This window comes from Amycolatopsis sp. NPDC051061, assembly GCF_040682935.1.
In the GTDB taxonomy this organism is placed as follows: domain Bacteria; phylum Actinomycetota; class Actinomycetes; order Mycobacteriales; family Pseudonocardiaceae; genus Amycolatopsis.
Genome location: NZ_JBFBBZ010000012.1, coordinates 1 through 23,740, shown reverse-complemented (window position 1 = coordinate 23,740; position 23,740 = coordinate 1). Strand labels below are relative to the sequence as shown.

Below are 23,740 nucleotides of genomic sequence, written 5' to 3'. Positions count from 1 at the left end.
ACGCCCTAAACACTCACGACCTCTCGCGCCGCCCAGGTGCCGTGCGGCTCCAGCGTCACCTCGCGGACGTCGTCCTCGCGGCGGTCCAGCCGCACCACCAGGTAGTCCGACGACAGCCGTTCCGCCGAGCCCTCGCCCCACTCGACCACGATCGCCGAGCGCTCCAGGTCCGTGTCGAGGTCCAGGTCGTCCAGCTGGGACAGGTCGCCGCCCAGGCGGTACGCGTCCACGTGCACCAGCGGCACTCCGGCGGCGCCCGCCGGGTGGACGCGGGCCAGGACGAACGTCGGGGAGCTGACGCGGCCGCCGACGCCGAGGCCGTCCGCGATGCCGCGGGTCAGCGTGGTCTTGCCCGCGCCCAGCGGGCCCGCGAGCAGGACGAGGTCACCCGCGCGCAGGGAGCGGCCGAGGGACCGCCCGAACTCCATCGTGTCTTCGGGCGTCGGGAACAGATGCGTCAACGCTGCCACCACCAGTTTCGCTGAGCTGAAAGCACGCCGTCCACACCGGAACAGCGTTGCAGGAGATCGATCAGATGGCTGTTCACCAGCTCCGGCTGTTCGAGCAGCACCATGTGCCCGGCGCCGCGGACGCGCACCAGCTCGGCGTCGGGCAGCTCCGAGGCGATCCGCTCGGCGTGCGAGAACGGCGTGAACCGGTCCGAATCACCGCCGATGACCAGCACTTCCGCGTGCTTCAGCCCGGCCAGCGCGGCGTACCGGTTGTGGCTGCCGAGCGTGTCGACGAAGTTGACGAGCCCGCGGACCGGCGTCACCTCGAGCATTTCGAGCATGAAGTCGACGAGCCTCGGCGCGACGTCGCGGCTGCCGAAAGCCAAGCGCCGCACGGCTTGCCGCGTCAGCTGCCCGCCCGCCGCGCGGACGAACTCGACCAGCCCCGGCTGCCAGCCGGCGAGACCGCCGGCCGCCCGCGTCAGCGGGTTGTACTTCGAGAGCAGCGAACGCGGCAACCCGCGTGCGCCCACTTCGCCCGCCGCGGTCGCGATGAACGCGACGCCGGCGACACGATCTTCGAACAGCGAAGGGAACTCGGCGGCCAGCTCCATGATCACCATGCCGCCCATCGAGTGCCCCATCAGCACGATGGGCCCGTCCGGCACCACGGACCGCAGCACGACGTCGAGGTCGCGCGCCAGCTGCTCGATCGTCGAATTCTCCGCGGAAGCCGCGCCGGACAGACCGTGGCCGCGGTGGTCGTAGTACACCTGACGTACGCGAGGCAGGCGAAGCGTCGCGAGATCCCGGCGCTGGAAGTGAAAGCACCGCCGCGAAAGCGCGAAGCCGTGTACCCCCACGACAGTCAGTTCAGGCTTGCCGCCGTCCTCCGGGTCGATCTCCTCGACCGAAAGCGGCGTGCCGTCCTCGGCCGCGACCGTGGAAGTACGGTCCGGCTTCAGCTCCCCCAGCGGCTCGTCCACGTACGGATCCTCACTGTGCCGCCGCTGCTGCGCGGCGACGATAGCGGCGGCGGCGGTCCCGGTGGCGATGGCCCCGACCCCGCCGGCGATGGCCAGCAGTCGACGTGAAGGTGTCACGAGCGCGCCCCCAGATACCGGCGCCGCACCCGCGGGCGGTACATCGAGGTGACGATCTCGTAGTCGATGGTGCCCAGCTTGTCGGCCCATTCCCGGGCCGTCGGCTCGCCGTGCGTCCCCCGCCCGAAGAGGACGACCTCGTCGCCGACCGCCGGCTCGTAGTCACCGCAGTCGACCACCAGCTGGTCCATGCAGACGCGCCCGGCGACCGGGCGCCGCTGCCCGCCGAGGAGTACGTCCATCCGCCCGGACAGCGACCGCGGGACGCCGTCGGCGTAGCCGGCCGGCACCAGCGCCAGGTTCGTGTCCTGTGCCGCCGTCCAGGTGTGCCCGTAGGACACCGATTCGCCGGCTTCGACGCGCTTGACCAGCGCGACCGCGGACCGGAACGTCATGGCCGGGCGCAGGTCTTCGGCGTGGCGCACCGGGTTCAGCCCGTACATCGCGATGCCGGGGCGGACGACGTCGAAGTGCAGGTCCGGGCGGGTGAGCAGGGCCGCGGAGTTCGCCAGGTGCCGCTTCGGGTCGAGCCCGGCGGCGCGGGCGGCGTCGTAGGCCTCGGCGAAGCGCTTCGCCTGCAGGTCGGTCGCCGGGTGGTCCGGCTCGTCCGCGCACGCGAGGTGGGACCAGATCGCGACGACTTCGACCCGCGGTTCGGCGGCCGCCGCTTCGACCAGCTCGGCCCAGCGGGCGGGCGGGCAGCCGTTGCGCGAGAGCCCGGTGTCGATTTTGAGGTGCACACGAGCCCGGGTACCCGCTGTCGTGGCGGCCGCGATGCGGCGTAGCTCACCCAGGGAGCTCGCCGCGAGGTCGATGCCGGCCTCGATGCCCGGCGCGAAGTCGACGTCCGGGGTGTCCAGCCAGCTGAACAGCCGGGTCGTGATCCCGGCTTCGCGCAGGGCGAGGGCCTCGCCGAGCGAACAGGTGCCGAGCCAGCCCGCGCCGGCCTCGACCGCGGCGCGCGCCACCGGCAGCGCGCCGTGGCCGTAGGCGTCGGCCTTCACCACGGCCATCACCTCGGCGCCGGGCGCGCGGGCGCCCAGCAGGGTGAGGTTGTGGCGGATCGCGTCGAGGTCGATGTCGACCTGGGCGCGGGGGCTGGGCTCATGGGAAAAACTGGAAGACATGACGCCTCCCAGTTTCCCATGACCCGAGGTCAGGGCAGGCGCAGCCCGGACGTGGCGGAGAACACGTGCAGCTCGTCGGGGCGGATCCGCAGGTGCAGGGTGTCGCCCATGGACGGCGGCGTGCGCGGGTCGACCCGGACGACGACGTTGGGCCGGGTGTCGTCGGCGTCGGTGTGGGCGAGCTTGCCGTAGACGAACGCGTCCGAGCCGAGCTCCTCGACCAGGTCCACCTTGATCGGCAGGGTGCCGTCTTCACCGTTGGCGACCTCGAGGGCCTCCGGCCGGAAGCCGAGGGTCACGGTGTCACCGTCGGCCGCGGCGATGGTCTCGCGGGTCAGCGGCACGCGCGCCCCACCCACCTCGGCGCCGTCGGCCGTGAGCTTCGCGGTGGCCAGGTTCATCGCCGGCGAGCCGATGAACCCGGCGACGAAAGCGTTTGCGGGCCGGTCGTACAGGGCGCGCGGGGTGTCGCACTGCTGCAGCAGGCCGTCCGACAGCACGGCGACGCGGTCACCCATCGTCATGGCTTCGACCTGGTCGTGCGTGACGTACACCGTGGTGACGCCGAGGCGGCGCTGCAGCGCGGCGATCTGCGTACGCGTCGACACGCGCAGCTTCGCGTCGAGGTTCGACAGCGGCTCGTCCATCAGGAAGACCTGCGGCTCGCGGACGATCGCGCGGCCCATCGCGACGCGCTGGCGCTGACCACCGGAGAGCGCCTTCGGCTTGCGGTCGAGGTAGTCCACGATGTCGAGCAGCTTCGCGGCCTCCAGGACCTTCTGCTTGATCTCGGACGCGGGACGCCCGGCGATCTTCAGCGCGAAGCCCATGTTCTGCGCGACCGTCATGTGCGGGTACAGCGCGTAGTTCTGGAACACCATGGCGATGTCACGCGAGCGCGGCGGCAGCTGGGTGACGTCGCGGTCGCCGATCCAGACGGCGCCGTCGTCGATGTCCTCGAGGCCGGCGAGCATGCGCAGGCTGGTCGACTTGCCGCAGCCGGACGGGCCGACCAGCACCAGGAACTCGCCGTCGGCGATCTCCAGGTCCAGCGCGTCGACCGCGGGGCGCTCCGAACCCGGGTAGCGCCGGGTCGCCTTGTCGTAGGTGATGGAAGCCATCGGTCAGTCCTCTCCGAGATTCCGCCGGACCCCGTACGCCGCTTCGCGGGCTTCGAGGTGGCGCTGCTGGATCCGGTGGCCCTCGGCGCGCTGCGCCTCGGTCGGCTCGTCCAGCTCGAGCCGGGCTTTCTTGTTTTCCTGCCAGGACGGGGGTTCCGCGCTGGAAGCCAGGGCCCAGGCCGCCTGCCGCGCCGCGCCGACGGCGACGTACTCGGCGACTTCGGGCAGCTGCACGGGCACGCCGAACACCAGCGGCGCGACCGCGCGGACGGCGGCCGACTGCGCGCCCCCGCCGATCAGCAGCACGCGGTGGACGTCGAGGCCGTGCGCGCGGACCGCGTCGAGACCGGCGGCGAGGCCGCAGAGCATGCCTTCGACGGCGCTGCGCGCGAGGTTCGCCGGGGTCATGTTCGCGCGGGTCAGGCCGGTCAGGGAGCCGGTGGCGCCGGGCAGGTTCGGGGTGCGCTCGCCGTCGAGGTAAGGCAGGAAGGTCAGGCCGCCGGCACCGGGTTCGCCGGACAGCGCGAGGCGGTCGAACTCGCTCAGCGTCGCGCCGAGCATGCCGGCCGTCGCGGTGAGGACGCGCGCGGCGTTGAGCGTGCAGGCGAGCGGGAGGAACCGGCCGGTGGCGTCGGCGAACCCGGCCACCTCGCCGGACGCGTCGGCCGCGCCGCTTTCGGCGACGCCGAACACGGTGCCGCTGGTGCCGAGCGAGACGACGACGTCGCCGGGCTGCAGTTCGAGCGCCAGCGCGGCGGCCATGTTGTCGCCGGTGCCGGCCGAGACGAGCACTCCGCCGGGGGTGTGGCCGGCGGTGTCGGCCGGGCCGAGGACGGTCGGCAGCTCCGGCGTCCGGCCGCCGAAGGCGTGGGCCAGGACGTCGAGGCGGTAGGCGTTGTCGGACGGCGAGAAGTAGCCGGTGCCGGACGCGTCGCCGCGGTCGGTGACCGGGGCGCCGCCGGTGAGCTTCCAGGTCAGCCAGTCGTGCGGGAGCAGCACGCGCGCGACGCGGTCGGCGAGCTCGGGCTCGTGGTCGGCCAGCCAGCGCAGCTTCGTGACCGTGAAGCTGGCGACCGGCACCGAGCCGACGGACTTCGCCCAGACCGACGGCCCGCCGAGCTCGTCGATGAGGTCGAGCGCCGACTGCGCGGAACGGGTGTCGTTCCACAGCAGCGCGGGGCGGACGACCTCGTCGTGCTCGTCGAGGGTGACCATGCCGTGCTGCTGGCCGCCGACGCCGATGGCCTTGACGTCGTCGAGCAGTCCCTTCGCGGCTTCCTGGAAGGCGTCCCACCAAGCGGCGGGGTCGACCTCGGTGCCCTCGGGGTGCGGCGCGCGGCCGGTGCGGACGATCTCACCGGTGCGCGCGTCGCACACGACGACCTTGGTCGACTGGGTGGACGAGTCGATGCCGGCGACCAGCTCAGCTGTCATAGGGCTGCCCCTCTGCGACGTGTTCGACGATCTCGATCGTGGTGCCGGCGTTGAGCGCGGCCTCGATCTCCTCGGTCGGCGTGGTTTCGCCGGTGATCAGCAGGTCGTAGTCGCCGACGTCGCCGTGGCCGTAGGTGGCGGTCCGGCCGAACTTCGAGTGGTCGACGACGAGAACCGTCTGGTTGGCGACCCGCAGCGCCGCCTTCTTCAGCTCGGCGTAGTCGCGGTCGGGGTGGAAGAGCCGCCCGACGGCGACGGCGGTGACCGAAACGAACGAGACGTCGGCGCGGATCGAGTCCAGGAGGTTCAGGACCTCGGGGCCGGCGCAGGAGTCGTACTCCGGCGAGTACCGGCCGCCCGCCAAGACGACGTCGGTCTTCGGGCCGAGCAGGCGGGCGGCGTGCAGCGAGTTGGTGACGACGGTGAGGGCGTCGATCTCTGCCAGGCGCCTGACCAGCGGGAGGAGGGTGGTGGAGTCGTCCACGAAGACGGTCTGGCCGGGCTGCACGTGGTTCGCGGCGGCCGCGCCGAGGGCTTCCTTTTCGCCGTGGTGGAGAGTGTCGCGGAAGCGGGCGGCGGTCTCGATGGTGAGGGCCGGATAGGCCTCGACCTTGCCGCGCAGCTTGCGCAGGAGGCGGCGCTCGGCGAGGTCGTCGAGGTCGCGGTGCATGGTCATGAGGCTGACCCGGAACCTCGTCGTCAGGTCGTCGATGCGGGCTTCGCCCTGCTCGATGACGTGGTCGAGGATGTCCTGCCGCCGCTGTTCGACGACGGCATCGGACGGCCGGGTCTTCCGGTCCCCCGATGATGATGCTGTGCCGCCGCTCACCCGGCATTCTTACCAGATTTATCGCCCGGAGTTAACAGAGAACTCGATAACTCTTCGCGCGTCGGTGGCCGGCCGACGTCATGAAAGGGTCGTTCATGTCGTCTGGCGACATGAACGACCCTTTCATGGCATGCCGGTGGCGGTCAGGTCGCGAGGGAGCGGATCGAGCGGATCGCCTCGGGAATCGCGTGGACCAGGCCCGATGCCGACGTCGGGGCGTTCTGGGCCGCGATCGCCCCCGCCAGCGAGTGCACGTGGGCCGCCGCCGCGGCCGCCAGCCACGGGTCAAGGCCCGCCGCCAGCAGCGCGCCCACCAGGCCCGACAGCACGTCACCCGACCCGGCCGTCGCCAGCCACGCGCCGTGCGGCTTGTTCACCGCGACCCGGCCGTCCGGGGCCGCCACCAGCGTGACGTGCCCCTTCAGCAGCACCACCGCGTCGTACTTCTTCGCCGCTTCGCGCGCCGCCGTCACGCGGTCCGCGCCCGGCTTCCGGCCCATCAGGCGCTCGTACTCGCCCGCGTGCGGCGTCAAGACCAGCGGTGTGTCCGGATCGCGCGCGTCGAGGACCTCCGGGGACTTCGCGATGATCGTCGTCGCGTCGGCGTCCGCGCAGACCGGGACGCCCTGGCCCAGCACGTGCCGCAGGACGTCGCGGCCATCGGAGCCCGTGCCGATGCCCGGCCCGACCGCCCACGCCTGGACGCGGCCGGCGTCCGCGACCGTGCCCGTCGCGATGATCTCCGGCCACTGCGACCGGACGACGTCGGCCGCGTGACCCGCGTAGCGCACCATGCCGGCCGTCGCGCGGACCGCCGAACCCGCCGCCAGCACCGCCGCGCCCGGGTACGTCGCCGAGCCCGCCGCGATCCCGACCACACCCTGGCTGTACTTGTCGTCCGCCGGCCCGGGCACCGGCCAGGCCGCCGCGACGTCCACGGTGTCCAGCCGCTCGAGCGAAGGGTCCGTCAACTCGAGGCCGATGTCGACCAGCACGACCTCGCCGCACCACGACGGCGCCAGCGCGTGCACCGGCTTGAGCGCGCCGAACGTCACCGTGCGGGTCGCCTTCACCGCCGGACCGTCGACCGCGCCGGTGTCCGGGTCGACGCCGCTGGGCAGGTCGACCGCCACGATCGGTGCCTCGACCAGGTCGACCAGCCGCGCGGCGTCGGGCCGCAGCGATCCGGAAGCCGAAATCCCGACGATCCCGTCGACGACGACGTCGGCCTTCGCGATCCACTGTGGACCGTCCTCGGCGGACACCGCCCGACCGCCGGCGCGCTTCAGCGCCTCGAGACCGGCGGGGTGGGCCTTCTCGGGCTTGAGCAGGATCGCCGTGACGGCGACTCCGCGCTTCCGGAGGAAGGCTCCCGCCCAGAGCGCGTCTCCACCGTTGTCGCCGGAGCCGACGAGCAGCACGACCCGACGGCCGGACACTCCGCCGGTGTGGTCTTCGAGCAGGTCCGCGATCTGCACCGACAAGCCGAACGACGCCCGGCGCATCAGCTCGCCTTCGGGCGTGACGGCGAACGCCCGCCCCTCCGCCTCGCGAATCCGTTCCGTGGTCCAGATTCCCTGCACGGCGGCGGCCTCCCTCGTACGCGGTGTTACTCCACGGTGACGGACTTCGCCAGGTTACGCGGCTTGTCGACGTCGTACCCGCGGGCGCGGGCGATCTCCGCGGCCAGCACCTGCAGCGGGACCGTGGACACCAGCGGCTGCAGCAGCGTCGGCACCGCGGGGACCTCGATGAGCTCGTCGGCGAACGGCCGGACGGTCTCGTCGCCCTCTTCGGCGATCACGATCGTGCGGGCGCCGCGCGCCTGGATCTCGCTGATGTTCGACACGAGCTTCGAGTGCAGCACCGCGCGGCCCTTGGGCGACGGCATCACGACGACGACCGGCAGGCCCTCTTCGATCAGCGCGATCGGGCCGTGCTTGAGCTCGCCGGCCGCGAAGCCCTCGGCGTGCATGTACGCGAGTTCCTTGAGCTTCAGCGCGCCCTCGAGCGCGACCGGGAAGCCGACGTGGCGACCGAGGAAGAGGATGGCTTTCGAGTCCGCGATCCGGCGGCCGAGGTCGCGCACCTGGTCCACAGTGGACAGTACCTTCTGGACGGCCGCGGGCATCGCCTCGAGCTCGGCGAACTCGCGCGCGACCTCGTCCGGGTACTTGGTGCCGCGGGCCTGCGCCAGCGCCAGGCCGACCAGGTAGTTCGCCGCGATCTGGGCGAGGAACGCCTTGGTCGACGCGACGCCGATCTCGGGCCCGGCGTGGGTGTAGAGGACGGCGTCGGACTCCCGCGGGATCTGCGCGCCGTTGGTGTTGCAGACGGCCAGGACGCGCGCCTTCTGCTCACGCGCGTGCCGGACGGCTTCGAGCGTGTCCGCCGTCTCGCCGGACTGGGAGACGGCGACGACCAGCGTGTCGCGGTCGAGGACCGGGTCGCGGTAGCGGAACTCCGACGCCAGCTCGACCTCGACCGGCAGCCGCGTCCAGTGCTCGATGGCGTACTTGGCGACCAGGCCGGAGTGGTAGGCCGAACCGCAGGCGACGACGAAGACCTTGTCGACGTCGCGCAGGTCCTGGTCGGAGATGCGCTGCTCGTCGAGGATGATCCGGCCGGACTCGAAGTGGCCGCGCAGCGTGTTGGCCAGCGCCTCGGGCTGCTCCTCGATCTCCTTGAGCATGAAGTACTCGTGGCCGCCCTTTTCGGCGGCGGACAGGTCCCAGTCGACGGTGAACGGCTTGGCCTGGGCGGCGTCGCCGTGGAAGTCGGTGACCTCGTAGCCCTCGCGGGTGATGACGACGAGCTGGTCCTGGCCGAGCTCGACGGCCTCGCGGGTGTGCTCGATGAACGCGGCGACGTCGGAGGCGACGAAGTGCTCGCCCTCCCCGACCCCGACGACCAGCGGCGACGACCGGCGGGCCGCGACGATGGTGTCCGGCTCGTCGGCGTGCGTCACGACGAGCGTGAACGCGCCTTCGAGGCGGCGGCAGACGGCGGCGACGCTGGCGGGGAGGTCGCCCTCGGTCTCGCCCTCGGTGTAAGCGCGGGCGACGAGGTGGGCGGCGGTCTCGCTGTCGGTGTCGCTGGCCATCTCGACGCCGTCGGCCTCGAGCTCGGCGCGCAGGGTGGCGAAGTTCTCGATGATGCCGTTGTGCACGACGGCGACGCGCTGCGAGGTGTCGCGGTGCGGGTGCGAGTTGCGGTCGATCGGCGCGCCGTGGGTGGCCCAGCGGGTGTGGCCCATGCCGGCGGTGCCGGTGATGCTGTCCCGGCCGACCTTGTCGAGCTCGGCTTCCAGGTTGGCGAGCCGGCCCGCCTTGCGTTCGACGGTCAGCGCCCCGGCGCCGTCGAGGACCGCGACACCGGCCGAGTCGTACCCGCGGTACTCCATGCGCCGGAGGCCGCCGAGGACCACGTCCAGGGCTGGGCGGTGCCCGACATATCCCACGATTCCACACACGCGCACCAGCCTAACGAGGGACGTTCGGCAGGTTGACGGGGTCCGCGAACGGGCTTTGACCTGCGCGGATGTGGCGGCGGATGGTCCGGACCAATGCGGGGTAACCCACACGTGTGGCCGCTCGCCGCAAGCGCCCCAATGTGGCCTTGGTTGCGTTCAACGCACCCAAGGCGGCCTTCGGTGCGTTCAACGCACCGAAGGCCACATTGGGGCGCTTGGGTCGGGGTCGAGCGGCGGGCGAGCCGAGCGGGTGCGCACGGTCGCGACGGGCCGGCGCCCCGGACCGCGGCTCGCCGGGGCGGCGGGCGAGCCGCCCCGGCTTCCGCACAGTAGGGTTCCGGCCATGGCCAGCAAGCCCAAGCAGCTGCTCGCGGAGTTGACGCACCCGGGTCCGCACGAAGTCCTGCGGGGCAACCTCGCCCTGGTCGGACTGCCCGGCGTGGTGTTCACGCCGCGCTCCGGTCTCGGGTTGCCGGCCGTTGCCTTCGGGCACGGGTGGCTGCAGCCGCCCGATCGGTACCGGCAGCTGCTGCACCACCTCGCCAGCTGGGGCATCGTCGCCGCCGCGCCCGCGACCCAGCGAGGCCCGCTGCCGTCGCACCGGTTGCTCGCCGCCGACCTGCTGACCACCCTCGACGTCGTCACGACCGTGCGGCTCGGGCCGGACGGCATCAGCGTCGACCCGGCCAAGCTCGGCCTCGCCGGGCACTCGACCGGCGGTGGCTCCGCCGTCCTCGCCGCGGCTCAGGACGCGCAGGCTGGGAACCACCGGATCAAGGCGGTCGCGACCATCACCGCCGCCCAGACGCTCCCGCCGGCCACCGAGTCGGCGAAGGCCATCACCGTTCCCGGCCTGCACCTCGCCGCCGAAGAGGACCTCGTCGCCCCGAAGGTCGGGCACGCCGAGGCCATCACCGACGCGTGGGGCAGCGAGGACGTCCAGCTGCGCACCCTCGGCAAGTCGACCCATCTGGGCGTCACCGAGGGACGGCACTGGTCGCAGCTGATCATGCACGGCAAGCCGCACCGCAAGACCCAGCAGCTCACGCGCGCGCTGTTCACGGCGTTCTTCCTGACCCACCTGACCGGCACGGACAAGTACCGGCCGCTGCTGGAAGCCGACGTCAAGCGCGCCCCCATCGAGCGCGAAGAAGAACCCGCGCACTGACGCGGAAAAGGCCCGGCCGAAGCCGGGCCCTTCCCTGGAAACTCAGACCAGCCAGCTGGTGCTGGAGAAGTCGTCCTCGTCGTCCACCGGACGCGCGTGCCGCCCCCGCTTCGGCGGCTCCGGCGCCGGAGCCGGGGGCGCCGGCGGTTCCGGCACCGGCTGAGGCGCCACCGCCGCGGGCACTGGCGTCCCGTAACTCGGCGTCGGGTACGGCGTGCGGCCCGTGTCCGCCTCTTCGTCCTCGACGCCGAACTCCATCAGCGACTCGCGGCCCTTGTCGGCCAGCGTCTTCTCCGTCGCCCAGCCGCCCGCACTCTGCTTGCGCTTGTTGAGCTCGTCCATGTGCTCGGCGTACTTCTGCGCGGCGGCGAGCTCGTTCTTCAGCCCCTCGCGGGCCTGCGTCTCGGCCTCCGCGACCCGGCGTTCGCGCAGCCCCCGCTGCTCGTCCTGCTCGCGCGCCGCGGCGTCCATCGTCGAGATCGCCGTGCGGTACCGGTCTTCGGCGCTGCTCATCGGCCCTCCTCAGCCCTGGTCACCGGTCGTACCGGATCGAACGGTCACCCTCGTCGTCCAGCGAGCCGCTGATCCGGCCCTTGGCGCCGCTCGTCTCGAAGACGCCGCCCTCGATGCGGTACTGGCTCGGCCCGCGCTGCTGGTCGCCGCCGCCACCGCCACCCGGGGCGCCGCCCATGCCACCCATCATGCCGCCCATGCCACTCATGCCGCTCATCCCGCCGGACGAGCTCGCCGCGGCCTGGTGCCCGCCCGGGTCGACCGGGGTCGTGCCGAGGCCGCTGCCGTCGGACATCGGCATCGACGCGTCGCTGCCCGACTGCGCACCGGGGTCCAGCGACACGGCGCCGGCGAAGTCCGCCGACCCGCCGCCGGTCACGGCGGACCCGAAGTCGCTCGCCCCGGCCGTGGTCGTCGAGTCGCCACCGCCACCGGCCACGCCGGAGTCACCGCCGCCGGCACCCGCGTCGGCCACCGCGATCGCGGGCTCCGCGCCGACGCTGCTGCCGCCACCACCGCCGAAGTCGCCGGAGAAGTCCTGGCCGCCCGGCGTGGTGAACCCGCCCTCGCCCGAAGCGGCCGCCGCTGCGCCCTGCGTGAACGCCGGGTCGGGGTTGGCCGGCGCCGGGTCCTTCGCCTGCGGCAGCTCGGCATCCGCGTCGTGCTGGATCGCGGAGCCGCTGCTGTCGGTCGCCGCGGGATCGGTCTTGAGGTCGCTCGCCTTGGGGTCGTCCTTCTCGTCGAGCGTGTACGTCGTCGGCTCGCCCTTGCCGTCGTCGACGGTCACGACCGTCGGGCCGTCCGGCCCCTCCGGACGCTCGGCCGTGATCTCGAGGTTGCCGTCCTTGATGTGGATCTTGCCGTCCGGACCCGGCTTGTAGCTGCCGTCGGCCGAGGGCTGCCCGTCCTTGACGGCCTGCTGCGAACCCTGCGGGCCGAAGCTGCCGTCACCGGCCTTGGCGCCGTCCTTGGCGTCCTTGCCGGCCTCGGCCTTGTCGTCGTCACCCCAGTCGAGGTGGTAGTCCTTCTTGTTGCCGTGGCCGTCGTCCACGGAGATGTCCTGCTTGCCCTCCTTGTCGGGCTCGGACATCTCGATCGTGTTGTCGCCCTTCTTGACCGAGACCGTGTCGGTGTCGTCGGTGTTCTTGATGGCTTCACCGGTCGTCGGGTCGATCGGGTACGGCTTGCCGGTGGCCGGGTCGACCTCGAGGGGCTGGCCGGTGATCGGGTTCTTCCCGTCCTCGGGCTTCGCCGGGTCCTCGGCCGCGGGCGGCTCGGCCGCCGACGGCGTCGTGCTGCCCCCGCCGCCGGTTCCGCCGCCGGTTCCGCCGCCCGTGCCACCCCCGGTGCCGCCGCCGTTGTCGTTCTTGCCGGAGCCGCCGGTGTTCTCCTTGCCCTTGTCCGTGCCGCCGTTGTCGGTGCCCTTGGCCTCGGTGAGCTGGTTGCGGTAGCCGTCCATGAACCGCTCGAGCGCGCCGAACTGCTGGTCGATCGTGTCCTTGGCGGACTTGCAGGAGCCGTTGAAGGCGGTGATCAGGCCCTGGTACTCGGTGGCGAACGCGCCGTCGCGCCAGTAGCGGCAGACGTTGCGGCCGTACTCCTTGTTCTCGTCGTTGAAGCCGCAGTCGTCGTTCTGCAGCCGCTCGGCGAGGTTCGTCTGGTTGCCGTTCTTCGCGTTGACCGCGTCGACCCAGCCGGCGACCTTCATGAAGTCGTCGAACTCCTCGGTCTCGCCGTTGGCGATCTTGAGGACGTCCTTGGCCATGTTGATGTCGGCCTGGGCGATCGTCGTGCGGTGCAGCTGCAGGACCTCGTCGACCTTCTTCTTGACGGCGTCGTAGACGTGCGTCACGGTCTGCGGGATCAGCTTCGCGGCGCCGTCGATCTGCTGCGAGAGCTCCTTGGCGTGCGGCTTGATCGCCTCGTCGTACTTGATCTCCGCCGCGTTCGCGCCCTTGCCCTTCCACTCCCCGAAGAGGGTCTGGAGCTCGGTGTCGCTCTTGGTCAGCGTGTCCTCGACGACCTTGTGTGCCTTCGAGAGGTCGTCAGCCTCGGTGAGGAACTTCTGGAACTGAATGCCGCGGTTCTCGTGGAACTTGTCCTTGAGATCCTTCTGCGAGTCGATGTGGCCGGACCCGCCCTTGATCTTGTTCCAGATCTCGTCGGTCCACTGGACCAGGAAGTCGACCGTGACGTTGCCCTGGTCGAGCATTTCGTCGGAGCTCTTCGCGCCGACCCCGAGCGTGGGCGTCGCGATTCCGTCGAGGTTCTTCTTCGCCGTGTTCTTGCGGTCGGTCTGGGTCTGCTGTTCCTTGCCCTTCGCCGCCCCGTCCTGCTGGGCTTCCTTCAGCCGGTTGTCGAGGTCGTCGCCCGAACCGATGGAGGGAGTCTTGGCGTCGAGCCAGGTCCGGTCGGAATACCCGTCGATGTATTCCTTGGCGTACTTCTCTTCTTCTTCGTTGAAGTTCCAGGTGTTGTCGTCGTACGCCTCCATGAGCGCCGACTTCTTTTCCATGGAAACGTTCGGGTCGTCGAGGACCTTCTTGATTTCCGCCCAGTCCGCCATTACTTGCTCCCCGCCGCGTTCGCCTTCGCACCGGCGTCCGCTTCCTGCGCGGTGTACTTCGAGCCGGCCGTCCCGATCCCGGAGCCCAGGTTCATCAGCGCGTTCGACAGCCCGGTCATGCCCGCGCCGATCTCGTCGATCCCGGTCTTGTACTTGCTGAAGCCGTCCCCGTGGACCCGGCCGAAGTCCGCCTGCGCGATTTCGGTGGGCGCGACCTTCTTGGCCTCGGCGGCCGGGTCGTCCGCGACGTCGTTGAGGCGGATTTGCGCCCGCGTCATCGCCTCGGAGCTCGCTTCGTAACCGTCTGGCATGGTCGGCTTTCCCCCTTCGATCCACAGCCCCTGTTCCGGGTGGCAAGACTGTGACGCACCCGGACGCCGTTCGGTGCCGTCGCAGATGCACACAGAGTCTAGCGTTCGGCCGAGCGGCCGACCTGGGCTTTGCCCAAGTGCACTCACCCGGTGGGGTGCTGCGCGGCGATCGCTTCCGAAATGACTTCGGCGACGCCGCGGACGTCCACCAGCCGGTCGAGCTCGTCCAGGTCGACGGAGACGCCGTACCGCACCTCGACCCGGGCGAGCAGCTGGACGCGCTGCCGGGACGTCATGCCGATGTCGTCGAACGGCGTCGAGTCGGTCAGCTGCTCGAGCGGGAGCTGCAGCGCGGTGCAGACGATCTTCCTGATCTCGTCGACGTCGGCGGCCGGGTCAGTCATGGCGCCCATTCTCGCCCCACCAGCGGTCGCGGGCCGCGGCGCGGGACACCTTGCCGCTGGAGGTCCGCGGCACGGCGCCCGGCGGGACCAGCCACAGGGCGCGCAGCGGCAGGTCGTGGCCCGCGGACACGGCCCGCCGCACGGCCGTCTCGACGTCGTCGTCCGGCGCCGAGCAGCCGGCCACGACCGCGACGCCCTCGCCGTGGCTGTCCCGCACGGCGAACGCGGCGACGCGCCCGGCCCGGACGCGCGCGTGCGCGGCCTCCACAGTGGCCTCGATGTCCTGCGGGTGGTGGTTGCGGCCGTCGACGATGATCAGGTCCTTCAGCCGGCCGGTGACGTACAGCTGACCGTCGTGGACGAAGCCGAGGTCGCCGGTGCGGAGCCAGCCGTCGCCGGTGAAGGTGTCGCCGCGGTCCGGCCGGCCCCAGTAGCCGTCGGCGACGTTGGGACCGGACACCCAGATCTCTTTGTCGACAATGCGGATGCGCTGGCCGTACGGCCGGCCCACGGACACCAGCTCGCCGCGGTCGAACGCCGTGATCGTCGGGCCTTCGTCGCCCGCGCTGGTGACGAACACCGTGGCTTCGGCCAGGCCGTAGCACGGCTTGATCGAGGTGCGCGGCAGCCCGGACGGCGCGAAGGCGCGGGCGAAGGCCTCGATACTGGCCGCGCGGACGGGCTCGCTGCCGTTGAGCACGGAGTTGACGTGCGAGAGGTCGACGTCCACCGGCGCCCCCGCGGCCTCGGCCGCCAGGTCGAAGGCGAAGTTCGGCGCGGCGGTGATCGCGCCGGGGTGCTCGGCGAGCAGGCGGATCCAGCGCAGCGGGTCGCGCACGAACTCCATCGGCGTGAAGAACACCGAGTGCGCGCCGAGGAACACGGGGGTGCCGATGAGCAGCACGAGCCCCATGTCGTGGAAGAACGGCACCCAGCCGGCGAGATGGGTCGACGCGCCGGCGTGGTAGCACTCGGTCGTCTGCCAGCACGCGGCCACGAGCGCCCGGTGCGAGATCACCGCGCCGGCCGGGCGGCGCGTCGAGCCCGACGTGTACTGCAGGTACGCCGGATCGGTCATCACCACCTCGGCGGGCGGCTCGGCGCCGTCGGGTGCGATGTCCTCGACGGCCAGGGCGGTGCCCGGCGGAATCTTGTCCAGGAAGTCTTTCGAGGTCAGGCACACCTTCGGCGTCGCGTCCGCGAAGGCCGACTCGATCCGGGCGCGGCCGGTCCGGCCGGTCGGGACCGACAGGGGCACCGCGACGCGGCCCGCGTAGAGCGTGCCGAGGAAGGCGACGACGTACCCCAGGTCCTGGCGGGCGACGATCGCCACCCGGTCACCCGGCCGAGTGAAGCGGCGCAGCTCACGCGCGACGCCGCGGACGCGGTCGAGCACCTGCGGCCAGGTCAGGGTGTGGTCGGTGGGACCCGGGAAGGTGCGGCACGTGAACGCGGGACGGTCTTCGGCGGCGTTGCGGAGCAGGTAGTCCGTGAACGGCGTGGTCAGGACCTCATCCGGGACGTCTGCGGGCGGCACGGACCCATCCTGCCCTACCGTGTCGAAGCGATGGACGACTTCGAGCGGCACGGGATCGGCGTGGTCTCCGGCCGCGACGCGTGCGCGCACGCCCTGCACTCCCCCGGCCTGACGTCCGATCCCGGCAGCGGCTCGCCGAGCGTCCTGCTGCGCGACGGCGAGGACCACGCGCGGGTGCGCGGGGTGCTCCGGGAGATCATCGCCGGGCTGGAGCCGCTCCCGGACTCCGTGCGCGCGTCGATCAAAGCCGTCGTGGGCGGGCTGGGGACGTCGTTCGACCTCGTGCGCGACTTCGCGCGACCGGTGGCGGGCGCGGTGACGTCGGCGGTGCTGGGCGTGCCCCTCGACGACGTCTTCCTGGACCACCTGGAGCGGACGACGGCGAACCTCGACGTCTTCGGCGGCACCGACCGCGCCGGGCAGGCGTCGGCGTTCCGGCTCGCGGTGCAGCTCAGCCGGACGCCGGCCGGGCCGGGCGGGTTGACGGCGTTGCGGGAGGCCCACGCGGCCAGCCGGCTCGACGAAGACGAGCTGATGCTGAACCCGGTGGTGCTGGCGCACGCCGCCTACGAGAACTCGCTGAACTTCCTGGCGTGCGCGGGGCTGGAGCTGGCTTCCTCGTCGGCGTCGAAGAGCGTGCGGGAGCTGGTGACGTCGATCTGCCCGGCCCGGTACGTCCTGCGCTTCGGCCCGGACGGCCCGCTGGCGGTGTCCCTGACCGACGGGCTCCCGTTCGGCCTGGGACGCCACGCGTGCCCGGGTTCGGGAGTCGCGCTGGCCGAGGGCGAAGTCGCCCTCACCGCGGTGGCGAAGCTCCTCGACAACGGCTGCGAAGTCGGCGACGTCGAGTGGAAGACCCACCCGGTGTTCCACGGCCTGGCGAAGGCCGTGGTCACCAGGTCAGGAAACCGCTGAGACGACGCCCGCCAGGCGGTCGGCCGCGGCCTGGGCCGTCGCCTGAGCCGTCGCTTCCACCATCACGCGGACCAGCTGCTCGGTACCGGACGGGCGCAGCAGCACCCGGCCCTCCTCGCCCAGCTCGGCCTCGACCTCGCCGACGGCGTCGCGGACCTCGCTCGAGACCGCCACCGCCGCCTTGTCCGCGACCGGGACGTTCACCAGGACCTGCGGCAGCCGGTTCATCACGGCCGCCAGGTCTTCGAGGGACTTGCCCGTCTCGGCCATGCGGCTCATCAGGCGCAGCGCCGTGAGCAGGCCGTCGCCGGTGGTGGCGTGCGACGGCAGCACGACGTGGCCGGACTGCTCGCCGCCGAGGGCGAAGCCGCTCGCGCGCAGCTCCTCGAGGACGTACCGGTCGCCGACCGCCGTCGTGACGACGGTGATGCCGTGGGCCTTCATCGCCAGGTGCAGGCCGAGGTTGCTCATCACGGTCGCGACCAGCGTGTCCTTGGTCAGCTCACCGGACTCGGCGAACGCCAGGGCCAGCACCGCCATGATCTGGTCGCCGTCCACCAGCTCGCCGGCGGAGTCGACGGCCACGCAGCGGTCGGCGTCGCCGTCGTGGGCGATGCCCAGGTGGGCGCCGTGCGCGACGACCGCCTCGCGCAGCTTGTCGGGGTGGTTCGAGCCGCAGTGCTCGTTGATGTTGACGCCGTCCGGCTCCGCGTACAGCGCGACGACCTCGGCGCCGGCGCGGCGGTAGACCTCGGGGGCGGCGGCCGACGACGCGCCGTTCGCGCAGTCGACGACGACCTTCAGCCCGGCGAGCGAGTGCGGCGTCGCGCCGAGCAAGTGGGTGGCGTAGCAGTCGAGGGCGTCGTCGACGTCGTGGACGCGGCCCACGCCGGCACCGGTCGGGCGGACCTTGCCGTCCGCGAGACCGGCCTCGATCTCGTCCTCGATGCCGTCGGGAAGCTTGTGCCCGCCCGAGGCGAAGAGCTTGATGCCGTTGTCGGGCATCGGGTTGTGCGACGCGGAGATCATCACGCCGAGGTCGGCCTGGAGCGTGCCGACCAGGTAGGCGACGGCCGGTGTCGGCAGCACGCCGACGCGGAGCACGTCGGCCCCCGCGGAGGTGAGGCCCGCCACGACGGCGGCCTCGAGCATCTCGCCGCTGGCGCGCGGGTCGCGGCCGACGACCGCGACCGGCCGGTGCGAGCGGTCGTGCGCGGCGAGCACGCGGGCGGCGCTGGCCGCCAGCGCCAGCGCCAGCTCCGGCGTCAGCTCGGCGTTGGCCAGGCCACGTACGCCGTCGGTACCGAACAGGCGTGCCATCGATGGACCTCCTCAGTGTGGTTGCGACAGCGCAACCGACCACGACAACCTAGCGACCCCGGGGGCACGAACCCCACCCCAGGATGTCGCTCCGGACCCCGGAAACGACACAGTGCTCGTTCGTTACCAATCCGACCACAGTCACGGCCGAACCGGCCCGTGACAACGGTTGCGTGCCGCTCGGGGGGCCGGCCTGCTTTCGGCCGGATCGGTAACCCCGTGAAAACGCCGAAGCGCCCATCCGATGGACGGATGGGCGCTTCGGTGGTTGCGCCGGAGGCGCGATCAGCGCTTGCTGTACTGCGGGGCCTTGCGGGCCTTCTTGAGGCCGTACTTCTTCCGCTCCGTGGCGCGCGCGTCACGGGTCAGGAAGCCGGCCTTCTTGAGGGCCGGGCGGTCATCGGCGTCGACCTCGATGAGCGCACGGGCGATCGCGAGGCGCAGCGCGCCCGCCTGGCCCGAGACGCCGCCACCGTGCAGGTTGGCGAAGATGTCGAACGAGTCCGGCTTCTCGACCAGGACCAGCGGGTCACGGATGAGCTGCTGGTGCACCTTGTTCGGGAAGTACTCCTCGAGGGTGCGGCCGTTGAGCTTGAACTCGCCGGTGCCCGGGACGACACGCACGCGGACGACGGCTTCCTTGCGGCGGCCGACGGTCTGCGCGTTGCCACCGGCAGCGCGCGACGGGCGCGGCGCCGTGGCGCTCTCGCTCGTGGCGACCGGGGTCTCGCTGGTCGCAACCGGGGTCTCGCTCGTGGCGACCGGAGTCTCGCTGGTCGCAACCGGAGTTTCGCTGGTGGCGACCGGGGCCTCGGGGGCCTCGGTGGCTTCGGCGGGGGCCTCAGTGGTCTCGGTGGCCTCGGCGGGCGTCTCGCTGGTCTCGACGGCGCCGGTCTCGGTCGCCTCGGTCGTGACCTCGGCGGTCTCGGGCTCGGTGCTGCTCACGGACTGTTCCTCACTCACTGCGCGACCTGCGCGATCTTGGTGATCTCGCGCACCTGCGGCTGCTGCGCGGTGTGCGGGTGCTGCGGGCCGGCGTAGACCTTCAGCTTCTTCGCCTGGGCGCGGCCGAGCTTGTTCTTCGGCAGCATGCCCTTGACGACCTTCTCGAGAAGGTGCTCGGGTTTGGTGTCCAGCAGCTCGCCGAACGAGCGCTTCCGCAGACCGCCCGGGTAACCGCTGTGCCGGTACGCGAACTTCTGCGTGCGCTTGTTACCGGTGAGCGCGACCTTCTCGGCGTTGACGATGATGACGAAGTCACCGGTGTCCACGTGCGGGGCGTAGGTCGGCTTGTGCTTGCCGCGCAGCAGCGTGGCGACCTCGGTCGCGAGCCGGCCGAGCACGACATCCTCGGCGTCGATCACGTGCCAGGCACGAGTGACGTCGCCGGGCTTGGGGCTGTACGTGGGCAAGGGTCTACCTCGTCGTCAACATTGCGTGTGGGTTATGTGCGGGCCTAGCGCGCTGATGCGCCGCAACGCACAACGACATATGAAGATACCCGCACGTCCACCGCCGCTGTGCATCGGGGTGGGTTGCGCGGCCATCCTAGGCTCAGACCAGCCCGGGCGCAGGCGGACTCTACCGGGTTTTCCCGCCGAAGTGCCTGCACGCGCCGCCCCGACACGCGAGGATGAGACGATCCGAGCGACACAGTCGAGCAGGGGACGGCGATGAGCAGACGACCGACGGCGATCTTCGTCCTGGCTGCCGTCCTGGCCCTGGTCAGCGCCTGCGGCACGGCCAAGGCCGGTACCGCGCTGCCGAAGGGCGACGACGCGGCGGACTACGTCGGCGGCAAGTTCGAGCAGGTCATCGGCAAGCTCGGGGACGCCATCACCGACACCCGCGACGTCACCAATTTGCTGGACGCCTACTTCAAGTTCGACGACAAGTGGATCCACAGCACCGTGACGTCGGCCCGCACGGGCAGCCCGGAGAGCCGGGCGGTGCGGCACCGGTCGCAGAAGAACCCCGATGAGATCATCGACACGTACACGCCGGCCGACGGCGCGGTCGAGTACACCTACCTCGGCCCGATGTACGTCCAGAAGGGCGTCTCGCCGACGGCGTGGGTGTCGATGCCGAAGCCCGAGGCCGGCCTGATCCTGCCGTGCGCCTGGGGCGGCGTGCTGACGCCCTGCCGGATGGCGGACTCGACCGTGGACGCCTACAAAGCCGACAAGCGAGCGGTCCGCGGGGCCAAGAGCCTCGGCGACGGGAAGACCGCGCTGACCGTCAACGTGCCGTTCGAGATCTTCGTCAAGAACAAGGTCGAGATCCTGCCGTCCAGCATCACGAGCCAGGTCGGGCCGGAGCTGAACAAGGCCATGGTGCCGACCACGATCACGCTGAACCCGGACGGCAGCCTGGTCTCGTTCGTGATGGACGCCAAGTTCTCCGGCGACGGCCACCAGCTGGAGCTCAAGTACGACTTCCGGTTCACCGGCAAGGCCAGCCTGCAGGACATGCCGAAGCTGCCGGACGCGGCGCAGATCACGGTGCTGCCCGACCGGGCGGCGATGGACGACTTCTACCGCCGGCTCGGCGAAGCGCAGGGCAGCTGAACCGTGGCCACGACCCGAGGTGAGCTCCGATGACTCAGCCGCCCCAGCCGCCCCAGCCGTCCGACCCGCAGCAGCCGCAGTGGTGGCAGCCGCCGGCGAACCCCCAGGGCGCCCCTTCCGGGTGGCAGCCGGACCAGCAGGCGACCGGTCCGCACGCCGGGCAGTGGCAGCAGAACGCGGCCCCGGGCGCGGCCACCGGTTCCTACACCGGCCAGTGGAACCAGGCGCCGCAGCCCGGCACGAGCGGGTCGTTCTCGGGACCGTGGCAGCCGGGGCAGCCCGCGGGCGGGCCGTGGCAGCCACCGTCCCAGCCGACGCCGTCCCAGCCGGGTACGCCCGGTGGCGGGTGGCCGGCTCCCCCTTCTCAGCAGCCCGGGCAGCAGTACGGCGGTGGGTTCCAGCCGGCGCAGTACGGCGGTCTCGGCGCGTTCGCTCCCGCGCCGGAGAAGAAGCCGAAGTCGAAGAAGCCGTTGCTGGTCGCCGGAGCCGTCGTCCTGGTGCTCGTCGTCGGCGGCGGTGCCGCGTGGCTCCTGGGCGCGTTCCGCGGGAACGTGCTCGAGCAACAGTCCCTTGAGGACGGTGTGGTCAAGGTCCTCAACGAGAATTACGGCGAGCCGGACGTGAAGAACGCGCAGTGCCCGGCGAACGAAGCCGCCGAAAACGGCACGACGTTCGACTGCACGGTGAAGATCGGCGGGCAGGACAAGAAGGTGACCGTGCGGGTGCTCAACGACCGGCCCGAGTACGAGGTCGGCGCGCCGCACTGAGTTTCCCTTGCCGCACCCGAGTTTCCTTTGACAAAAGGAAAACGGCGGGCCCCGCACCGAAGTGCGGGCCCGCCGTGGTTTCCGGGGCTAGCGGATCAGAACAGGCCTTCGACGGCGTTGTCCGTGGCCTGGTAGCCGTTGGCGATCTCCGGCAGGGCGGCGGCGATCTGCGCCAGAACCTGCTTGAGGTCCTCGAACTTCGAGTCCCAGGTGCGCTGGGCCTGGTCGTACTGCTCCTTCGCGGAACCGGTCCAGGTGGTGATCAGCGGCTTGAGGTCGTCCTTCAGGCGGTCGAACGCCGCCTGCAGCTCGCCACCGGTGGAGTTGCAGTCGTCGGCGGCCGCCTGGATGGTGGCGTAATTGACGACAATGCCGGCGTCACTGGGCATGGTGCGCTCCTTCTGTACTGAAAAAGTTCGGGTGGATTAAAGGAAGTGGGGTGGCGATCAGCCGAGCGCGTCGAAGCCCTTGTTGACGGCCGCGAGGATTTCCTGCTGCTGCTGCTCGGACTTCTCGTACTTCGAGCCGGCCTCGCGAAGCAGGTCCGCGATCTTCTGCAGCGCCTGGTTCATCTGACGGGCGTCGTCGTCGAAGCGGCGCATGACGTTGTCGAACGCCTTCTGCGCCATACCCTGCCAGCCCGCGCGGGTGGCTTCGATGCGGTCACGCAGCTGCACGAGGTTGTGGTCCATGCCGGCGCGGACTTCGGTCACGCGGCCCTCGGCCTCGGTGAACTGCTGAACTGTCCCTGTGAACCCGGATCCAGACACGCTGGAACCCCCTTCAGAAGTGTGGTTTGTCCGTACCAAGTTTGTTCGTTGTACGGCGCTACGACGCAGACCCTGCCATGCAGGGTTCCTCTTGTCGTGCTTTGCCCGCAAGTAGTTGCTTGCGGGAACGCTCGTGCCGGGAACCGATCGCCGCGCGTATTCCGCGAGTCCCGCGAATCAGCGAACTCTCACCCGGAAAAGCGTTCTCCACCAGCATGATTAGCACACGCAAAGCGATCGTCGGAGCGGTCTTACCGGTCGCGTCCCATGATTCGCATTTGGGAAAAGTCTTCGTCCTCGTCACCCGTTCGAGGTGAACGAGCGGTGGATTGCAAAAGCGAATGAACCGAATCCGCGGGATCCGGAACCACCGGGACCGGTAACCCGCGGGCGCGGCGGAACCGTTCGGCGGCCGCGCGCAGCGTGCCGGGAGTCGGGTCGCCGGACTTCGCGCCGCGGCCGCTGCGCTTCAGCAATTCGGCGTTTTCGCTGCGGTGGCGCCGGCTGCGCGCCTTCGCGTTCCCGGCGACGCGCCGGGCGTGGGTCACCGCGTCTTCGCCGACGCGCCGGAAGGCGGACGCGGCGCTTTCGAAGTCTTCGGACGGCACCGCGTGCCCTCCTCTCAGTTGAGGATCTCGACCGTGCGCACGGCCTGCGTGCACGCGGCGGCAACCCGGTCGCGCAGCTGCGCCGTGGCGTACTGGCAGCCGACGTGGACCCGGATCCGGCCCTTCGCCACGACGTACCAGTCGACCTGGAGGTCGGGCCGGTCCTTCTTGATCTCGTGGTAGCCGATCACGGTCTTGCCCGCGTACGACAGGTTCGGGTTGACCGCGCTGTAGTGGTCGGGATCGAGGTCCGCGCCGCGCTTGAGGAAGTCCACCAGCTTCTGCGGGTCCGCCGTCGCGTCGTAGTCCATGACGAACTCCTGGGCGACCAGGAGGTCGTTGCCCTCGCGGGACTCCTGCGGGTGGATGACGACCTGGCGCTCGGCGACCCGGTCGTCGGTCTGCACCCAGTCCTCGGGCGCGACGAACTTGAAGTCGTACTGCGAAAGCGTCCGGCCCGTCTCGGCCTGGCCGCCGGGGTCGCCGAACACGAGCACCCCGCCGACGACGAGCGCGGCCACCACGACCACGGCACCCGCGATGAGCCCGCACAGCTTGCCCCGGCTCTGCTTCTTCTCCGGCACCGCGGTGGCGCCGCCGGGGCGGTTGCCGGGCGGGGCGGGCTGGCCGGCGGGCGGGGTCCACGGCGGCCGGGCCACCGGCTGCCCGTGGGGCGGGGACGGCGGCGGGACCGCGCGGTTCGGGAAGCCGTTGGCGGCCGGCGAGCGCGGCGGCGCCGGGCGCTGGCCCGCGTCG

The 23,740-nt window shown here is 71.3% G+C and carries 24 protein-coding genes; 4 read left to right on the top strand and 20 right to left on the bottom strand.

The window, feature by feature from the left end:
- Positions 1 to 5 precede the first annotated feature (5 nt).
- The 8 genes from tsaE to glmS form a co-directional block, all read right to left on the bottom strand.
- Complete coding sequence (gene tsaE, locus AB0N03_RS17925; protein ID WP_364372387.1) at positions 6 to 461, bottom strand: tRNA (adenosine(37)-N6)-threonylcarbamoyltransferase complex ATPase subunit type 1 TsaE; 456 nt, start codon at positions 459 to 461, stop codon at positions 6 to 8.
- Positions 458 to 1,555, bottom strand: coding sequence for an alpha/beta hydrolase (locus AB0N03_RS17920; RefSeq protein ID WP_364372385.1), 1,098 nt, complete (start codon positions 1,553 to 1,555; stop codon positions 458 to 460). The genes tsaE and AB0N03_RS17920 overlap by 4 nt, the downstream gene beginning before the upstream one ends.
- A complete protein-coding gene (gene alr, locus AB0N03_RS17915) occupies positions 1,552 to 2,682 on the bottom strand; it encodes an alanine racemase (RefSeq protein ID WP_364372382.1) in 1,131 nt (376 codons plus the stop codon). The genes AB0N03_RS17920 and alr overlap by 4 nt, the downstream gene beginning before the upstream one ends.
- Before the next feature lie 29 nt (positions 2,683 to 2,711).
- Positions 2,712 to 3,803, bottom strand: coding sequence for a sn-glycerol-3-phosphate ABC transporter ATP-binding protein UgpC (gene ugpC, locus AB0N03_RS17910; protein WP_364372379.1), 1,092 nt, complete (start codon positions 3,801 to 3,803; stop codon positions 2,712 to 2,714).
- A gap of 3 nt (positions 3,804 to 3,806) precedes the next feature.
- The gene (gene xylB / locus AB0N03_RS17905) at positions 3,807 to 5,237 is read right to left on the bottom strand and encodes a xylulokinase (RefSeq protein WP_364372376.1); all 1,431 of its coding nucleotides are present in this window, start codon (positions 5,235 to 5,237) and stop codon (positions 3,807 to 3,809) included.
- Entirely contained in the window at positions 5,227 to 6,066 is an 840-nt protein-coding gene (locus tag AB0N03_RS17900; RefSeq protein WP_364372374.1) for a DeoR/GlpR family DNA-binding transcription regulator, read from the bottom strand. Before AB0N03_RS17900 ends, xylB begins: the two co-directional genes overlap by 11 nt.
- Before the next feature lie 143 nt (positions 6,067 to 6,209).
- On the bottom strand, positions 6,210 to 7,649 hold the full coding sequence (locus AB0N03_RS17895) for an NAD(P)H-hydrate dehydratase (RefSeq protein WP_364372371.1): 1,440 nt from the start codon (positions 7,647 to 7,649) through the stop codon (positions 6,210 to 6,212).
- Positions 7,650 to 7,675: 26 nt separating this feature from the next.
- The gene (gene glmS, locus AB0N03_RS17890; RefSeq protein WP_364372368.1) at positions 7,676 to 9,538 is read right to left on the bottom strand and encodes a glutamine--fructose-6-phosphate transaminase (isomerizing); all 1,863 of its coding nucleotides are present in this window, start codon (positions 9,536 to 9,538) and stop codon (positions 7,676 to 7,678) included.
- A gap of 343 nt (positions 9,539 to 9,881) precedes the next feature.
- Here glmS and AB0N03_RS17885 point away from each other — a divergent pair, with 343 nt between their 5' ends.
- A complete protein-coding gene (locus AB0N03_RS17885) occupies positions 9,882 to 10,706 on the top strand; it encodes an alpha/beta hydrolase (RefSeq protein ID WP_364372365.1) in 825 nt (274 codons plus the stop codon).
- A gap of 42 nt (positions 10,707 to 10,748) precedes the next feature.
- On the opposite strand, the gene AB0N03_RS17880 is transcribed toward AB0N03_RS17885, so the two are convergent.
- The 5 genes from AB0N03_RS17880 to AB0N03_RS17860 all read right to left on the bottom strand — a co-directional run bounded on the left by AB0N03_RS17880 (position 10,749) and on the right by AB0N03_RS17860 (position 16,037).
- Positions 10,749 to 11,219, bottom strand: coding sequence for a hypothetical protein (locus AB0N03_RS17880; protein WP_364372363.1), 471 nt, complete (start codon positions 11,217 to 11,219; stop codon positions 10,749 to 10,751).
- Positions 11,220 to 11,238: 19 nt separating this feature from the next.
- The gene (locus AB0N03_RS17875; RefSeq protein WP_364372360.1) at positions 11,239 to 13,785 is read right to left on the bottom strand and encodes a WXG100 family type VII secretion target; all 2,547 of its coding nucleotides are present in this window, start codon (positions 13,783 to 13,785) and stop codon (positions 11,239 to 11,241) included.
- On the bottom strand, positions 13,785 to 14,096 hold the full coding sequence (locus AB0N03_RS17870) for a hypothetical protein (RefSeq protein ID WP_364372358.1): 312 nt from the start codon (positions 14,094 to 14,096) through the stop codon (positions 13,785 to 13,787). Before AB0N03_RS17870 ends, AB0N03_RS17875 begins: the two co-directional genes overlap by 1 nt.
- 143 nt (positions 14,097 to 14,239) lie before the next feature.
- Positions 14,240 to 14,500 (bottom strand): acyl carrier protein, encoded by a 261-nt coding sequence (locus AB0N03_RS17865; RefSeq protein WP_364372356.1) that lies wholly within the window; start codon positions 14,498 to 14,500, stop codon positions 14,240 to 14,242.
- Entirely contained in the window at positions 14,493 to 16,037 is a 1,545-nt protein-coding gene (locus AB0N03_RS17860) for a fatty acyl-AMP ligase (RefSeq protein WP_364372353.1), read from the bottom strand. Before AB0N03_RS17860 ends, AB0N03_RS17865 begins: the two co-directional genes overlap by 8 nt.
- A 30-nt stretch (positions 16,038 to 16,067) precedes the next feature.
- Here AB0N03_RS17860 and AB0N03_RS17855 point away from each other — a divergent pair, with 30 nt between their 5' ends.
- The gene (locus AB0N03_RS17855; RefSeq protein ID WP_364372350.1) at positions 16,068 to 16,952 is read left to right on the top strand and encodes a cytochrome P450; all 885 of its coding nucleotides are present in this window, start codon (positions 16,068 to 16,070) and stop codon (positions 16,950 to 16,952) included.
- On the opposite strand, the gene glmM is transcribed toward AB0N03_RS17855, so the two are convergent.
- The 3 genes from glmM to rplM form a co-directional block, all read right to left on the bottom strand.
- A complete protein-coding gene (gene glmM, locus AB0N03_RS17850; protein ID WP_364372347.1) occupies positions 16,938 to 18,272 on the bottom strand; it encodes a phosphoglucosamine mutase in 1,335 nt (444 codons plus the stop codon). The two genes, AB0N03_RS17855 and glmM, sit on opposite strands and share 15 nt — an antisense overlap.
- Positions 18,273 to 18,557: 285 nt before the next feature.
- The gene (gene rpsI / locus AB0N03_RS17845; RefSeq protein WP_364372344.1) at positions 18,558 to 19,217 is read right to left on the bottom strand and encodes a 30S ribosomal protein S9; all 660 of its coding nucleotides are present in this window, start codon (positions 19,215 to 19,217) and stop codon (positions 18,558 to 18,560) included.
- Positions 19,218 to 19,231: 14 nt separating this feature from the next.
- Positions 19,232 to 19,684, bottom strand: coding sequence for a 50S ribosomal protein L13 (gene rplM / locus AB0N03_RS17840; protein WP_247060576.1), 453 nt, complete (start codon positions 19,682 to 19,684; stop codon positions 19,232 to 19,234).
- Positions 19,685 to 19,945: 261 nt separating this feature from the next.
- Between rplM and AB0N03_RS17835 the strand changes: the two genes are divergently transcribed.
- Complete coding sequence (locus AB0N03_RS17835; protein WP_364372341.1) at positions 19,946 to 20,839, top strand: hypothetical protein; 894 nt, start codon at positions 19,946 to 19,948, stop codon at positions 20,837 to 20,839.
- A 29-nt stretch (positions 20,840 to 20,868) separates the two neighbouring features.
- On the top strand, positions 20,869 to 21,606 hold the full coding sequence (locus AB0N03_RS17830; RefSeq protein ID WP_364372338.1) for a DUF4333 domain-containing protein: 738 nt from the start codon (positions 20,869 to 20,871) through the stop codon (positions 21,604 to 21,606).
- A 95-nt stretch (positions 21,607 to 21,701) separates the two neighbouring features.
- Here AB0N03_RS17830 and AB0N03_RS17825 read toward each other — a convergent pair whose 3' ends face one another.
- The 4 genes from AB0N03_RS17825 to AB0N03_RS17810 all read right to left on the bottom strand — a co-directional run.
- A complete protein-coding gene (locus tag AB0N03_RS17825) occupies positions 21,702 to 21,995 on the bottom strand; it encodes a WXG100 family type VII secretion target (RefSeq protein ID WP_364372335.1) in 294 nt (97 codons plus the stop codon).
- 57 nt (positions 21,996 to 22,052) lie between these two features.
- On the bottom strand, positions 22,053 to 22,376 hold the full coding sequence (locus AB0N03_RS17820; RefSeq protein ID WP_364372332.1) for a WXG100 family type VII secretion target: 324 nt from the start codon (positions 22,374 to 22,376) through the stop codon (positions 22,053 to 22,055).
- A gap of 251 nt (positions 22,377 to 22,627) precedes the next feature.
- Entirely contained in the window at positions 22,628 to 22,984 is a 357-nt protein-coding gene (locus AB0N03_RS17815) for a hypothetical protein (RefSeq protein ID WP_364372330.1), read from the bottom strand.
- A gap of 14 nt (positions 22,985 to 22,998) precedes the next feature.
- Positions 22,999 to 23,740, bottom strand: a 742-nt coding sequence (locus AB0N03_RS17810) for a type VII secretion-associated protein (RefSeq protein WP_364372327.1), incomplete at its 5' end; no start/stop codon positions are given.

Bases quoted from the DNA above. Each gene is read 5' to 3' on its own strand.
- AB0N03_RS17865 (WP_364372356.1), bottom strand. From the start codon at position 14,500: ATGACTGACCCGGCCGCCGACGTCGACGAGATCAGGAAGATCGTCTGC.
- AB0N03_RS17880 (WP_364372363.1), bottom strand. From the start codon at position 11,219: ATGAGCAGCGCCGAAGACCGGTACCGCACGGCGATCTCGACGATGGAC.
- AB0N03_RS17835 (WP_364372341.1), top strand. From the start codon at position 19,946: ATGAGCAGACGACCGACGGCGATCTTCGTCCTGGCTGCCGTCCTGGCC.
- AB0N03_RS17875 (WP_364372360.1), bottom strand. From the start codon at position 13,785: ATGGCGGACTGGGCGGAAATCAAGAAGGTCCTCGACGACCCGAACGTT.
- AB0N03_RS17885 (WP_364372365.1), top strand. From the start codon at position 9,882: ATGGCCAGCAAGCCCAAGCAGCTGCTCGCGGAGTTGACGCACCCGGGT.
- AB0N03_RS17870 (WP_364372358.1), bottom strand. From the start codon at position 14,096: ATGCCAGACGGTTACGAAGCGAGCTCCGAGGCGATGACGCGGGCGCAA.
- glmM (WP_364372347.1), bottom strand. From the start codon at position 18,272: ATGGCACGCCTGTTCGGTACCGACGGCGTACGTGGCCTGGCCAACGCC.
- AB0N03_RS17830 (WP_364372338.1), top strand. From the start codon at position 20,869: ATGACTCAGCCGCCCCAGCCGCCCCAGCCGTCCGACCCGCAGCAGCCG.
- AB0N03_RS17825 (WP_364372335.1), bottom strand. From the start codon at position 21,995: ATGCCCAGTGACGCCGGCATTGTCGTCAATTACGCCACCATCCAGGCG.
- xylB (WP_364372376.1), bottom strand. From the start codon at position 5,237: ATGACAGCTGAGCTGGTCGCCGGCATCGACTCGTCCACCCAGTCGACC.
- AB0N03_RS17855 (WP_364372350.1), top strand. From the start codon at position 16,068: ATGGACGACTTCGAGCGGCACGGGATCGGCGTGGTCTCCGGCCGCGAC.
- ugpC (WP_364372379.1), bottom strand. From the start codon at position 3,803: ATGGCTTCCATCACCTACGACAAGGCGACCCGGCGCTACCCGGGTTCG.
- alr (WP_364372382.1), bottom strand. From the start codon at position 2,682: ATGTCTTCCAGTTTTTCCCATGAGCCCAGCCCCCGCGCCCAGGTCGAC.